At 45.2% G+C, this 13,624-nt stretch carries 8 protein-coding genes and 1 pseudogene; all 9 read right to left on the bottom strand.

Translation table 11 applies throughout. The features are described from left to right. Positions 1 to 60: 60 nt before the first annotated feature. A pseudogene (locus tag AELLOGFF_RS04710) lies at positions 61 to 1,062 on the bottom strand (thiolase C-terminal domain-containing protein); the annotation flags it as partial. A gap of 12 nt (positions 1,063 to 1,074) precedes the next feature. Then, a complete protein-coding gene (locus AELLOGFF_RS04705) occupies positions 1,075 to 1,236 on the bottom strand; it encodes a hypothetical protein (protein ID WP_200842602.1) in 162 nt (53 codons plus the stop codon). Between the two features lie 75 nt (positions 1,237 to 1,311). Beyond that, the gene (locus AELLOGFF_RS04700; protein WP_159267594.1) at positions 1,312 to 3,777 is read right to left on the bottom strand and encodes a TonB-dependent receptor; all 2,466 of its coding nucleotides are present in this window, start codon (positions 3,775 to 3,777) and stop codon (positions 1,312 to 1,314) included. 141 nt (positions 3,778 to 3,918) lie between these two features. Continuing rightward, complete coding sequence (locus AELLOGFF_RS04695) at positions 3,919 to 5,910, bottom strand: acetoacetate--CoA ligase (protein ID WP_159267593.1); 1,992 nt, start codon at positions 5,908 to 5,910, stop codon at positions 3,919 to 3,921. Between the two features lie 14 nt (positions 5,911 to 5,924). Then, positions 5,925 to 6,737, bottom strand: a complete 813-nt coding sequence (locus AELLOGFF_RS04690) for a hypothetical protein (protein ID WP_159267592.1) — start codon at positions 6,735 to 6,737, stop codon at positions 5,925 to 5,927. A gap of 50 nt (positions 6,738 to 6,787) precedes the next feature. After that, on the bottom strand, positions 6,788 to 9,025 hold the full coding sequence (locus tag AELLOGFF_RS04685) for a hydantoinase B/oxoprolinase family protein (RefSeq protein WP_159267591.1): 2,238 nt from the start codon (positions 9,023 to 9,025) through the stop codon (positions 6,788 to 6,790). 59 nt (positions 9,026 to 9,084) lie between these two features. After that, on the bottom strand, positions 9,085 to 11,211 hold the full coding sequence (locus AELLOGFF_RS04680) for a hydantoinase/oxoprolinase family protein (protein WP_159267590.1): 2,127 nt from the start codon (positions 11,209 to 11,211) through the stop codon (positions 9,085 to 9,087). A gap of 14 nt (positions 11,212 to 11,225) precedes the next feature. Then, positions 11,226 to 11,612, bottom strand: coding sequence for an acetone carboxylase subunit gamma (locus AELLOGFF_RS04675; protein ID WP_159267589.1), 387 nt, complete (start codon positions 11,610 to 11,612; stop codon positions 11,226 to 11,228). A gap of 15 nt (positions 11,613 to 11,627) precedes the next feature. After that, positions 11,628 to 13,562, bottom strand: coding sequence for a hydantoinase/oxoprolinase family protein (locus AELLOGFF_RS04670; protein ID WP_159267588.1), 1,935 nt, complete (start codon positions 13,560 to 13,562; stop codon positions 11,628 to 11,630). Positions 13,563 to 13,624: the final 62 nt, after the last annotated feature.

Raw genomic sequence — 13,624 nt, 5'->3', positions numbered from 1 at the left:
GCAACTAGTAATCTGTTTAGCTATAGCGGTGGCATGGTCAATCAGATGTCTGGATACTATCTAAGTGTCGCGACTATATATCGTCACAACCGCCGCACCACCTAGCCCAAGATTATGCTGCAAACCCCGCACTGCGCCTCCAACTTGGCGCGCACCCGCCTCACCACGAAGCTGCGTGGTCAGCTCAAAACACTGCGCTAAACCCGTTGCGCCTATCGGATGGCCCTTGGACATCAACCCGCCCGACGGATTAATCACAAGTTTGCCACCATAGGTGTTATCACCCTCGCTCACAAACTTAGTCGCCTCACCTTCACCGCAGAAACCAAGTGCCTCGTAGCTAATCACCTCATTTGTCGTAAAACAATCATGGAGCTCAACCACATTGAGATCTTCCGGCCCAACACCAGCCTGCTCATAAGCTTGCTCAGCGGCTTTGCGACTCATCTCTGCACCGACAAGGTTCATTGGATCATTAAAACTAGCGGGTATATCAGTGACCATGCTTTGCGCCACAATATTTACACCTCTTGTGAGGCCGTGATGCTTAGCAAAATCAGGGCTGCAAATTATTGCTGCAGCAGCACCACACGTAGGAGGACAACACATTAATCGCGTCAGATAGTCCTTATATAAAACTGGCGCAGTCAGAACATCGCTAACAGTCAAAGGGGAATTAAATAAAGCATAAGGATTATTTTGCGCATGTTTTCTTGTTTTCACCGCAACTTGGGCAAATAACTCTGGCTTGGCATTGTACTGCTCAAGATAATAATGGCCAGCCGCACCAAAACATCGTAACGCCAGTGGCCCCATGGGGTAATCAAACTCATTGATTGAGTTATCAAACACATCAAATGGCGATTCTCTATCTGCCCACATTGACGAAATTGCACCGCTAGGCATCTCCTCAAACCCCAGCGCAAGCACACATTCAGCCTGTCCGCTGAGAATGGCTTGACGAGCAAGAAAGATTGCGCTCGAACCTGAGGCGCAATTATTGTTTACATTCACAACTGGAATTCCCGTCATGCCAAGCTCATACAAGGCATGTTGTCCACTGCAGCTGTCGCCTTAGATATATGCTGCAAAAGCTTGCTGAACATCGGTATAAACTAGCCCTGCGTCTGCCAGCGCATCACCAACCGCATCTTTAACCATTTCTCGATAAGGCTTCTGTGTTCCCGGTTTAGCAAACTTCACCATGCCCACGCCGGCCACAACAACATGACTCATACCCAAATTCCTAGTTATTTAAAAATAATCCTCATGCTTAAAGGTCTAGTGCCGTGGAATTACACGGCAACATCTTTAGTCATATTTGTAGTCAAAGGTAATGCCATACGTTCGAGGGTCGCTAACATAGCGAGTGACAATGTCACTAACAACTTGAACATGCCCTGTTGTCGCGTATTCATTAAAGACATTACGACCATAAAGCGTCAGCATCCACTTGGCATCTGAACGCCCAAAACGTAAGCGCGCATTAGTGATACCAAAATCATCATGGGCAAAATAAGGGTCGCCATCTAAGGTCGAGTTAGTTTCATCTTTATAACTATAATCAACGCCGGCACCCATTTCATACGCATCGCCAATCGGAAAGCTGTAATCAGCTAGGAATGTATAAGTCAACTTAGGTGAATAATTGAATTCCGCACCCGTTAAGTCGACAGGCTCACCGCGAGTATTAAATGCGTTTGGAAATTCCTTCACTTCGGTTTTTATATAAGCACCCGCTGCAGATAAATAGAGCCCAGAAAATGGCGAGCCCGACAGCTCAAGTTCAAAGCCAGTCACTTCAGAGGATGGGGCATTTTGTAATTGAGGAAGTGAGCCAAACAAAAAGTCTTGTATCCTAGAAAACAATTGCTTATCAATATAATCGTAATAAAAAGCAGCCGTATTCACTTGCAAGCGACGATCAAAGAAATTCAACTTAGCACCAATTTCATAGGCTTCAACTTGTTCTTGTCTAGCGGGTACATACTGGCCCTGATCCGTTGTATTGGTAACCGGAAATGAGCCAGACTTAAAACCACGAGACCGCGACAAGTACATCAGAACATTATCATTTGGAGTCCAGTCGCCAACCACTCGCCACGACAAACTGTTCTCTTCAAGCGTATCGGTAAAACGGTCAAACTGACCATCTTCAGTTAAGGTAATACATTCACCTGGGGTTGTTACATCTGGAGTCGTAAGCGCAAGCAAGGCACGCTGAACAGAAAGTGCGGTAAAGACTAAGTTAACATTGGTATTATTGTCTCGCTCATCATCTGCAAGACAACCATTAAAATCACGTTCTTCATCTGTGTATCGTGCACCCGCTGTAACCTTTAATGTATCAGTAAACTGCCACTCGACATTACCAAAAGCGGATTGAGACTGGTATTCCATCTCACCATCGCCAATGTAATAGCTACCCAGTACACTTATATCGTCCAGACCGGGTAAAGCACCCACCAAAGGTACAACATAGAAAACACTGTTATTATCACTGGCTCCAAATAAACGATAATCGGTACCAGTTTCATGCGGTGTGGCGTGTAGACCCACCATCCATGTGACAGGAGAAGAGAACAACTCACCACTTCCCTGTAAACGGAACTCTACATCTAAATTTTCTATCTCAGAAAAGAGCGTTGTTTCAATATGACGCTCGGAATAAGAAGAGGCAGGGATTTCTGTGCCGTCAGCCTCAAAATTATTATATGAAACCAATAAAATACTTTCGATAGTCTCTGTTACAAACCAAGAGAGGCGCAAGGCAGCCTGATAAAACGTTTCATTCTGAGTAAAGTCGTAAGGCTTGCCATTTACATCAACACACGAAGAGTGGCCCTTACAAAACTCAGCGGCCCTTGGGTCGTCTGAATCAGGAATATAAGGATAGTTTTGAACATTTACCGATGTCAGCAATTCACTCTGAGGGTTTTGTGCATTGAAATAGACGGGCTGGCCTGCACGCGCATCACTGCGATCTCGCCAGCCGGCCAACATCAGCCTTGCACTTACATCGTCAGAAATATCCCAGTCAAATAACGAGCGAAGTGAAAATTTATCTTGCTCACCCAATTCACGACTGCGGTCAGTATTGCTGTATTGCCAAGGATCACCCTGCAGAATATAACGTCCAGCAAAGCGATATCTAAATTCATCAGTAATCGGCCCGCTAACATATGCTTCTACATCTTTGCGATCAAATCGACCATAAGACGCTGACATACCTGCTTCAAACTCTTGTGTGGGCTTTTGTGCGATATAGTTAATCGCTCCCCCTGTCGTACTACGGCCAAATAATGTTCCCTGAGGGCCCTTTAAAATTTCAACTCGAGCGAGGTCGATGTTTGGACCTTTGGACATTATCGAATACGGCATACTCACTTCATCGATATAAACCCCCGTCGTAGGGCTGGCAAAGTAAGTAGAATCAGGAAAACCTACCCCGCGCAAAGTGTAAACAGGTGCACCGTAACCGCCCTCTGACGCGGAAAATCCCGGAACAATAATGTTTAAATCTCGGGTATCGGTAACACCTAAAATATCAAGTTGCTCACCATTTAATGCTGTGACAGCAATGGGAACATCATTTAAGTTTTCTTCACGACGCTGCGCGGTTACAACCACTTCTTCGAGAAGTACATTTCTTACTCGTGAATTCTGTTTTGACTCACCTTCTTGTGCATGAACTAGCGAGGCGGAACCAAGTAAAATAGGTAGGCAAGTAAATGCCACAAACGCTGGGACATATTTATTAATTATCATCGTAGACATCGTTTAAATTCATCCTTATTGTTATTTTTTTGCTCGATGTATTATCTTGATAAACCGAGCTCTCATTCAGCAATATCATTTTAGATAGTCATTAGCCACATTGGGCACTACCCATTCGAGCAGTATTTAATAATTATTAATTTAGCTATTTGCACTAACGGTTTTTGAAAAATCCACATAAAAGGCTAAGCTATCAGGATTTTTCATAGACCCAGGACTGGCGACCTTCTCAAGCTGATCACCTTTCAACAATTTTCTAACGGGCACCTCTAATTTCTTACCCGTCAAGGTATAAGGGATATCCGGAGCCACAACAATTTCATCGGGAACATGGCGCGGGGAACACTCATTCCTAAGAGCAGATTTGATCTTATTCCGTAACGCATCATTCAATTCAACATCATTTTCTAGAGAAATAAACAGTGGCATATAAAATCCACCACCATCGGTCTCAATGCAGACAATTAAACTATCTGACACACCCTCGATCGACTCTACAGTACGGTATATTTCTGCGGTGCCAATACGAACCCCGAAACGATTTAATGTCGCATCGGAACGACCATATATATAGCAACCACCACGTTGATTAATTTTTATAAAATCACCGTGACGCCAAACACCCGAAATCTCCTCAAAATATGACGAATTATAACGAGTCCCATCCTCATCGTTTAAAAAATAAAGCGGCATGGAGGGAAAGGGTAAATCACAGACAAGCTCACCCACTTGATCGAAAACTTCAACACCCTTGTCATCAAGCGCTTTTATCGACATGCCCAAGGCTCTGGCTTGAATTTCAGCAGCGTAGACTGCTTGGGTTGGCGTTGCGGCCACAAAAGCACTAGCAATTTCAGTTCCACCGCTCTGAGATGTTACCCACATATCGTGTTTTACATTTTGATAAAACCAATCAAACGTCGATGGCATAGACGGAGATCCACCAACCAGCACAGTAGACAAACGAGTCAGTGCATAATGATTTTTTGGCACAATACCGTTGCTTTCCATTAGTTGGACGTAGGTAGGGCTAGCGCCAAAATGAGTGGCGTCTGACTCCTCTGCTAAGCGCCATAATGTATCTGTTTCTGGATATACGGGGCTACCGTCATAGAGAATAATTCCAGCGCCAGTTAACATCATACCCACGAGCAAATTGAACATCACCCATCCTGTCGTGGTATAAAAAAAGCTGTTATCTCCCGGTTTCAAATTCATATGAAGACTCATGAATTTAAGCATTTCAATCAATACGCCTATATGGGAGTGCGCAATAGCTTTTGGTAAACCTGTGGTGCCTGATGAAAAAACAAACCACAATGGGTGATCAGACCCAACACGAGTGAAGATAAAATTCTCACGACCTGGGTCGTCTCCAGTAACAATGTCAGTCCAGCTATTAACACAATATTGGTTTGGAAACGGCTGGCAGCCACCCAATACATCCACCCGAACTACATTTTCAACCGATGGTAAGTGGTCCAATAGGTCAGAAAATTTTTCTACACAATCAAAACGACCACTATTAAATTCATAACCATCGCAAAAAAAGACCAGCTTTGGGCCAACCTGCCCAAGCCGGTCAAGTATCGCCTGAGTACCAAATTCAGGCGCCGCATTGCTCCATACCGCGCCAATACTAATAGATGCTAGCATTGCAACAACGGTTTCCACACGGTTAGGTAATACCGCACTAATTTTATCACCGGCCTCTATACCCAAAGTACGCAAAGACGTCGCAACACGCCGTACTTGTTCATTGAGTTCATTCCAGCTAATAACACGTAAAGCGTCACTTTCGGACATTGCCGATATTGCCGCGTGATTCCCCTCATGACGAAGAATATGTTCTGCAAAATTAACCTGACTACCTGCAAACCATTTAACCCCAGGACCCATGTCACGATGGCTCATAACCTGGGTATAAGGTGTATCTGAAAGAACCTCAAAGTAGCGCCACATTGCTCCCCAAAATGCTTCAGGTTCTGTTACTGACCACTGCCATAATTCCTGATAGTTCTCACATGCAACTAACTGCTGCGTTTCTAACCAGCCTATTAGAGCCATCATATTACTGTCTGCAACAAACGACTTAGAAGGCGTCCACAGACACTGTCCCTCTGATACCTGCATCACTAATCTCCTTGTTATAAGGTACGCAATTTGGAGATGTTTTCGCGAACCACATCGGGTTCGGCGAAGCCTGGTAGCTCTGCGTAAATCCACTTCTCGGCATGAGGTTTCACTGTTGAGCTTGTATTTCTCCAGAAGTCACTAGCTAAAGACACTAAATCTTTATTTTCACTGTCTTTATCATCACCAAGGCAATAAAACTGTTGGCTATTAAATGTGGACGCAACAACTGGCTTGCGAAAGGCAAACTGCCAATGATAATTTTCAGCCACATTAATCAATGGCTGATACACTTCAACAATTGCCCCTACATTGATGTCAGCTTCAGATAGCGTGCTTACAACCCCAGCAATACCCGAAGGTTTTAACTGGCGAACTGTATCCGCTAAGTAAACCGAGGTTGAATCTATATCCAGCTCCGTTAAAACCTCAATAGAAGCATTTGGATTAGCAAGAATATGAGCCCATGATATGAGTGCCGCATTGGACGGAATTTCGAGCACAATCTCTGCATCTACCATCGCACAGCACGTCGTCATCCACTCAGCTAAATCACTTCTTAGCGTTTCATTTGTCAAAAAGCGTTTAATTGCAAAGCGAATACGATTCTTACCCGCCATAGTTTGTAAAACATGTGGATTGCGACTAATCCAGTCATCTAAAAAACCCATCAGCGGCACGCTAAACCTGTCTGCATGAAGAATGCCTTGAAGTTTTTTATACACTTCTGCAAATTCAATGGCATTGTTCCACGGCAATGCTTTGCCACCACAAAGCACATGTTCGGCAAATGCATGAGCATTAAACCAAATAGCAGATTGATTCATAGTTTTCTCTACTAACATAATTTATTACCTGTCTAGAGTGATCAAAATATTTAACTGCGCGCGGCCAGTTGGGCTTTTAGCTGTTGTATTTCGACATCTTTTGGATCAGGTAAAATTATCGGGGGTAATGCTGATGGCAGAGCCTTGCCAAAAGGACCACAATATAATTCCTCAGAATCATTCCAGCCGCCAAAAAACGGAACGGCAGGCGGTGGCTCAGGACTAACTTTTGTTGCCATAAAATAATCCCATGACACGCCTTTTTTCAAACGACCCTGGCGAATATCTTGCCGGCGCGCTGCGGTTTCTTTCTCGTCAATCGCGTAAGTATCTGGGTCATAAACAACGCCATATAAATCACTGGCTGTGACATCCCGAATCAAACCTTCCTCCAAGTCTTTGATGACTAACTCAGGATCACGATCTAACACGTCACCATAGCCACCCCCGCCACCTTGACTTGTCATAAACAATTCACCTTCAGGGTATAATTCAAAAGCGACTGCCATAGAGTGACTGCTATATTCAGCCCCAGGTATCAATTGCTCATTCATGATACTGGCCATTGAGGCTTCAAATAGCTCTGGCGTTTCTTTCATCACCTTAAATAAATTTTTACCGCGAACTCGTACTGTGCCGTAAGTTGGGCAAGCATACCCACCGTAAAGCCCAAACGTTGATGGGAAATACGACCCTCCAGTGAACGTTTGAAAACCAAAGGGTTGCTCTCCATAGCGCATCAAACCGTATTCATACGCCGCCCCACCCCGGAATTTCCCAAAGCCACAATTTCCCGGCCAAATACGCTTAGAAATAGCGTAAATAAAAGGTAATTGCTCCTCTGCATCCTCACTTTCACCAATATCAACATTAGCGCCAAAACAAGGAGCGATACTGTGCTCACCATCTTCATCACATTTGGCGCCACCCGCCATACCGTTTAAATCCCCACACATATTTCCGCAGGAATCCTGATGCTGAGTAACACCACCATAGATAATGGCCGCAGGTTGATTAAACCAGCCCGCCTTTGTTTTTCCGTATTTCACCGGCGCGCCAAAATACAATTTGGCAAAGGCTAGCTCGGCCGCAGTCATAATTTTAAACATTGGCTGAATGCACAATGCGACCGGAACCTGATCTGAACAATCAGCGATTGTTCCGGGGTCAGTAATAAATTCAAAGCAATCTATAATCGCTTGCGCACAAGGCATATCAGGCCAAATATGATGTGCAAGCGTAATGGCAACACCAAGAACCTGTGTACTTAACAAGCTATTAATTGGGCGATTAAATAGCTCTGGTGAACTGCCACGTAAATCCACAATGACTTTGTCGCCCTTCACCGTAAAGCAATACATCACTTTCATTAGCGCAGGTTCGCGCATAGTGTCATCGATATAAAATTGGGTACGCACCGTACCATCGGGTAATTCAGCAATTCTTCGGCGGCCTTCATCGCGCATGTATTCAACATTGCTACGTAAAAAACCAATAATGGAGTCGACGCCGTAACGCTCAATATGCTCTTTTCCTCGGCGCTCCATTCGGCAGCATGCAGCTAAACGCGCCTTTAAATCTGCCAACATGGTCTGAGGTTCGCGACAGCTATTTTGCATAAATGTAACAAGGTCTGTTTTTAGCGCGTAATTCTCAACCATTTTAATTGGCGAACCCCGCAGCCCTTCATCCCACGGCGACTCAATCATTGGTCCCATACCACCGGGCACCCTGGCGCCAATTTCGCCTTCATGCATTGCGCATACACACCAACTCACAATGACACCATCATGAAATATCGGCATAAATAAATGCTGGTCAGGGCTGTGAATACCACCATAGTGAGCATCGTTTAATAAAAACCCATCACCTTCATTGATTTTAACGGTGTCATCAGTTTCAAAATATTTTCTAATAAAACGTATTGGATAGTGCAAGCTCACAGTAAAACCAGCAACACCCCGTGTTGACGCAAGGGATAAGTCACCGGCAGCAGTAAAGTAGCCCGTAGACATATCTGCACATTGTGCCGCAGGGGATGCAACCGTCATCTCAGCAATTTTGAAAGTTTCATCTAATGCAGCGCGTAAACCAGATCGAATTTCAGCATATAAATTACTATCCTGAGTGGTACTCAAAATCTCTTCTTCGCGAGCACTGCGGGGCGCAACATGGTGGTTGCGCTGAATTTCTGGATCGGGTCCTAAAAATGCACGGTTTTTACTTAAAAATCGATCCACCAAGTCTTGGTCATCAGTGGTATCCGGATTTATGGTATTTGTATTCATTGTTATTTTCCTCACTGCCGTTATCGGCGAGCTGTCAATTATCTATTTGCCACTGTATTTCATTCTTGAATAAACCAAACAGCACCCTGCGCTGCGGCCACATACTTCCAGCCTGGTTCAACTAAGTAGGTTGTCTCGCCTGGATTGACTATGGCGGGCCCTAAAATTTCAACGCCAAGCGCCAAGGCATTAGCACCATATATTGGTGTTTTCGTTGCCACTTTGACTCCGTTGAAATGACATTCGCGATAGCCTGACGGTGCGGGGGGAGCGATACGATTAACGGGTGGCCTTAAGTCAGAGAAACGCACTGTGCCCAAATCTACCCTCGATACCACGCGCACGGTAGAAACCCATACACCAGATTCTGGCGAAACAATTTCTTTGCCATAGCGCTTACCAAAATCGGCATTCATATATTCAATTGCAGCCAACACCTCATGGGGTTTATTAAGACGACGGTTTTCTAGGGCAATACTCACTTCCATTTTCTGAATGCCGTATCGCATATCTAACTCAAGGGTGTATTGGATATCTTCTTTCTTAAAACCCTGCCGCAGTAGATCAGCACACCCTTTAGCCTCAAGGGATTCGACCAAGGTGTTAAATGCAAGATAATCAGAATAAAGTGCTTGGGTGTGTTTATTGTAAAAACCTAGCGATACATTTTTTTCATGGATATGCATTTGGTCTAAACCTGCTCCTCCGCAGGCAGAGAAAACACTGCTATACGGTGGCGCTAGTATTTTTTTAATACCTGCTTTTTCGGCTATCCCACAACAATGTAATGGGCCATTACCACCGTAAGCCAAAAACACAAACTCACTGGCCTTGTATCCCCCGCCATTAAGTTCGCGAACCAAACCCGCGGCCATTTCACTATCAGCCATTGATTTAATAAGCAGAGCGGCTTCTACCTCGGGAATATCCATTTCATCACAGATATCTTCTAGCGCTTGATAACTTCGACGAATATTGAGCGGGATTGCGCCATTGGCATAATTTTCTGCATCGAGATAACCCAATATTAAATCTGCATCAGTCACCGTAGGATGCATCCCCCCACGGTCGTAACAGGCTGGCCCCGGATCACTACCTGCACTTTTCGGCCCTACGCGAACGGTATTAAATATGGCATCGTAACTAGCGATAGACCCGCCACCAGCCCCCAATGTGACAAGATGGACCATGGGAAGTGTTACACGCCAACGATCAACGACAGGATTAAAATCGTAATGCTTGGTTCCACCATCGGTAATTAAACCAATATCGAACGACGTCCCGCCCATGTCACCGCATACGATGTTTTGAATATCACCCTGTAGCGATAACTGACCCGCAGCATGAATACCCGCAACAGGCCCAGAGTGTAGCGTTTTCAGGGCATCGGTAGAATTTAATTGCGCCATCCCACCCGAGTTGTGCACCAACAACATGGGGCGGGTGTAACCATTCTCTCTTAGGTTTTGTTCTAGCGCACTCATCGCGAAATACATTGTTGAATGCAAGAACGCATCGATAATAGCTGAGGAGCTACGCACGTATTCACCTTTGCGACCCACTACCTGATGCGATAGCACCATCGGAATTGCGCCTAGCATAGAAGACGGGAATTCTTCTTCAAAAATTTCTTGAATACGCAACTCGTGATCAGGATTTTCAACAGAATTTATCAATGTCACCACAATTGCCTGAACACCGGTATCCACTAATTCCTTGAGCTTTTCACGTACATCGTCCTCATCTAAATCCATGAGCACCTTGCCGCGATAATCCATGCGCTGCTTTACAGAACGAATTCGCGATATGGGTACAATTGGATCAGGGCGCTTAGCGCGAGACATATCTCTCGCCTGCTCGTCTGGCAAACCATCACCATAACCACGACCTCTAGAGATAGGAATTGTGCTTTCAAAACCCGTGGTGATCAGCACACCAACTCGCGGTCCTTTCCTTTCAATTAAGGCATTTGTTCCCAGCGTTGTTGCATAGCGAACCGAATCTACTGATTTCAATAAATCTCGTCGGTCCAACGCTAATATTTCGCAGGTTTGATCCAAGGCATCATTAAACCCTAAGGCCAAATTATGGTGCGTGGTTAACGATTTAGTTTGAATAAACTGCTCGTCCCAACACACAAAACAATCGGTAAATGTGCCGCCAATATCTACTGCTATACGTTTCATTGTTACTTCTCCACTTATGAGCGAAACGTAGCTGCATTCGCAGCACTACCGTTAGTAAGATCAGCAGAACCGCACCACTTCTCTTTTAATGAATCAATGTCTAGCTCCAAGTCGTGTAGCGGTGCATGACCTGGAACGGTATATTCAACATCCATCATCAACCCGCAATGGGGGCAATAGAATTCATAGATCACGCAAACTTCTGGGTCTGGTGAAAAACAAAACCGGTAACGCTCAGGGTCCAGTAAGGGGTGGTGAACTTCGCGCGGGTTTCTGTCGTGAATTAATAAAAATTGTTTATAATTTTCTCTCGCAGAACCAAGTACATGGTTACACCTGTCGCATTCCCACACTTCTTCTTTTAAATCTACTCGCAAATATTCAGTCGCCAACACTTTCATTATTATTTCCTCTTATCAAATAGCGTCATGTTGAGTTAACACGCTAAGCACAATGTCTCGATTTGCGGTGAACTCAAAACCCCAACCCGCTGCAACATTACAAGTCCAAAAAGCCTCCTCAAGAACAACTGGCCCCACGCCAGTAGCGCCGGCAATTTGATCCTCAATACGAAAAACCGGAACGCGCTGACTTTCACCAGTGGGTGTTTGTAATACTCTGTCTGAAAATGCGGTAGGGTCCGAAGGCTCAAACACCTTGTTTTCAGCCAACTTCGCATGGCTTATACCGTGAATCGCCCTAACGCTCAGCAATATTTCGGGGCAATCGATAGCGGCTTCCAATTTACCTTCAGAACTAATTTGTAGCTCATACCGAGTTGATTCATGCTCATACCACGCGTCAATCTCACACTCATCTGCACCGTATCCTTCGGTCTGCATATCTCGTAACACCCGCGCTTTGAGGCGCTGATAGATATCAGTAATTTGTTGTGTGGATTCAACCGTAATTGACTCTGAGGCAAGGTGAGCAATATCACTGAATCCAATACCGTGTGCGCTGAACACCGCCGATAATCGCGGTATAAGAACCCGGGTAATGCCTGCACTTTTGGCAACAGCAGTAACCCCCATGGGCCCACCCCCGCCAAATGCCATCAATACCGTGTTGTCACATATTGTTGTATAAGCCCTAATGCCAGTTGCGATTTTACCCGCCCAAGCCTCCATCATTTGTGCGCAAGCCTGCGGTAGGCTTAGTGATAATGGCTCTGCAATATAACGACGTATAGCGGCCTCTGCCTTATCGTGTTTCAGCTGTAATTTGCCACCAAAATACGTTTTTGGATCCAGCAAACCCATCACCAATAGCGCATCAGTAATGGTTGCCTTATCGCCGCCCATTCCAAAACAAGCTGGCCCCGGGGCTCCACCTACTGATTCTGGCCCGACTTTAATCTCGCCGTCTTCGGCACGAATAATAGAACCGCCACCCACACCCACACTGACTATTTCAGCTAGCGGGTCGCTGCATCTAACCCCTTCAACAAGACCTAATCTGCTATCAACAATGTGTTGCTGGTCGATAAGACCGATATCCGTTGTCGTTCCACCAACATCAATCGTAATGACACGTTGATATCCATAGAATTTGCTATAGGCCAAGGCACCTTCTGCCCCACCCCGAGGACCAGAGCTGTATGTTTTTAAGGCAATGGTTTTGGCAACCCGACCAGAGTAACCGTCGTTTCGATAGACCAATAAAGGGTTTCTAGTCCTAAAATGACTAAGCTCATTCTCAGTGTTATAAAGAAACCGCTCCATTGCGGGGTGTAAAAACGCATTAAATAACGCAGTCCAAAGTCGTATATTGGGATTAGCATGGCGGCACAAAGCACTTGTATATAGCACCGGCACTGAACCCAACAAATGCTTGGGAAATAGTCGCAGCATGGTTTTTCGCAGCGCACTTTCCTGCGCCATATAATCAGATCCGACATAGGCCACCACAACTCGGCTAGCACCAGCTGCGGCAAGCTGAGCAACGGCGTCACTCAGGTTTTTCTGGTAGTCGGCCTCATTCTCACTGGTATTAAGTACAGCCACCCGATTGCCAACTAGATCGTTAAATAACGTCAGCTGGTGATCATCCTCACAACACCAGTCTTTATCTGGAGCATTCAGCAACAAACCCAGTGAAGGTCCTTTTCGCTCTACTAAGGCATTTGTACCCTGAGTAGTGCTATACCGAATATGATCTGTGGATTGGAGTAATGCGCGGATATCCTCATAACCATAAATATCTTCAGATATTTTCTTTAAGCCCTCGAAGAAGCATTTACTTAAATCAAAGGGCGTTGTGATCGTCTTCGTGTGATAGGAGTGATCACCATCGAGAACCCAGATATCAGTCAACGTTCCGCCATTGTCAATATTGATCAGTTTACCCATGCCATATCTCTTCTTATCTAGTTATGTATCGCATTCTCTCGATCACCTGACCTGCCGCCAAC

The sequence above is a fragment of the Zhongshania aliphaticivorans genome (assembly GCF_902705875.1).
In the GTDB taxonomy this organism is placed as follows: Bacteria; Pseudomonadota; Gammaproteobacteria; order Pseudomonadales; family Spongiibacteraceae; genus Spongiibacter; species Spongiibacter aliphaticivorans_A.
This window is presented reverse-complemented; position numbering and strand designations above follow the sequence as displayed.

Bases quoted from the DNA above. Each gene is read 5' to 3' on its own strand.
- AELLOGFF_RS04705 (WP_200842602.1), bottom strand. From the start codon at position 1,236: ATGAGTCATGTTGTTGTGGCCGGCGTGGGCATGGTGAAGTTTGCTAAA.
- AELLOGFF_RS04700 (WP_159267594.1), bottom strand. From the start codon at position 3,777: ATGTCTACGATGATAATTAATAAATATGTCCCAGCGTTTGTGGCATTT.
- AELLOGFF_RS04675 (WP_159267589.1), bottom strand. From the start codon at position 11,612: ATGAAAGTGTTGGCGACTGAATATTTGCGAGTAGATTTAAAAGAAGAA.
- AELLOGFF_RS04695 (WP_159267593.1), bottom strand. From the start codon at position 5,910: ATGCAGGTATCAGAGGGACAGTGTCTGTGGACGCCTTCTAAGTCGTTT.
- AELLOGFF_RS04670 (WP_159267588.1), bottom strand. From the start codon at position 13,562: ATGGGTAAACTGATCAATATTGACAATGGCGGAACGTTGACTGATATC.
- AELLOGFF_RS04690 (WP_159267592.1), bottom strand. From the start codon at position 6,737: ATGAATCAATCTGCTATTTGGTTTAATGCTCATGCATTTGCCGAACAT.
- AELLOGFF_RS04680 (WP_159267590.1), bottom strand. From the start codon at position 11,211: ATGAAACGTATAGCAGTAGATATTGGCGGCACATTTACCGATTGTTTT.
- AELLOGFF_RS04685 (WP_159267591.1), bottom strand. From the start codon at position 9,025: ATGAATACAAATACCATAAATCCGGATACCACTGATGACCAAGACTTG.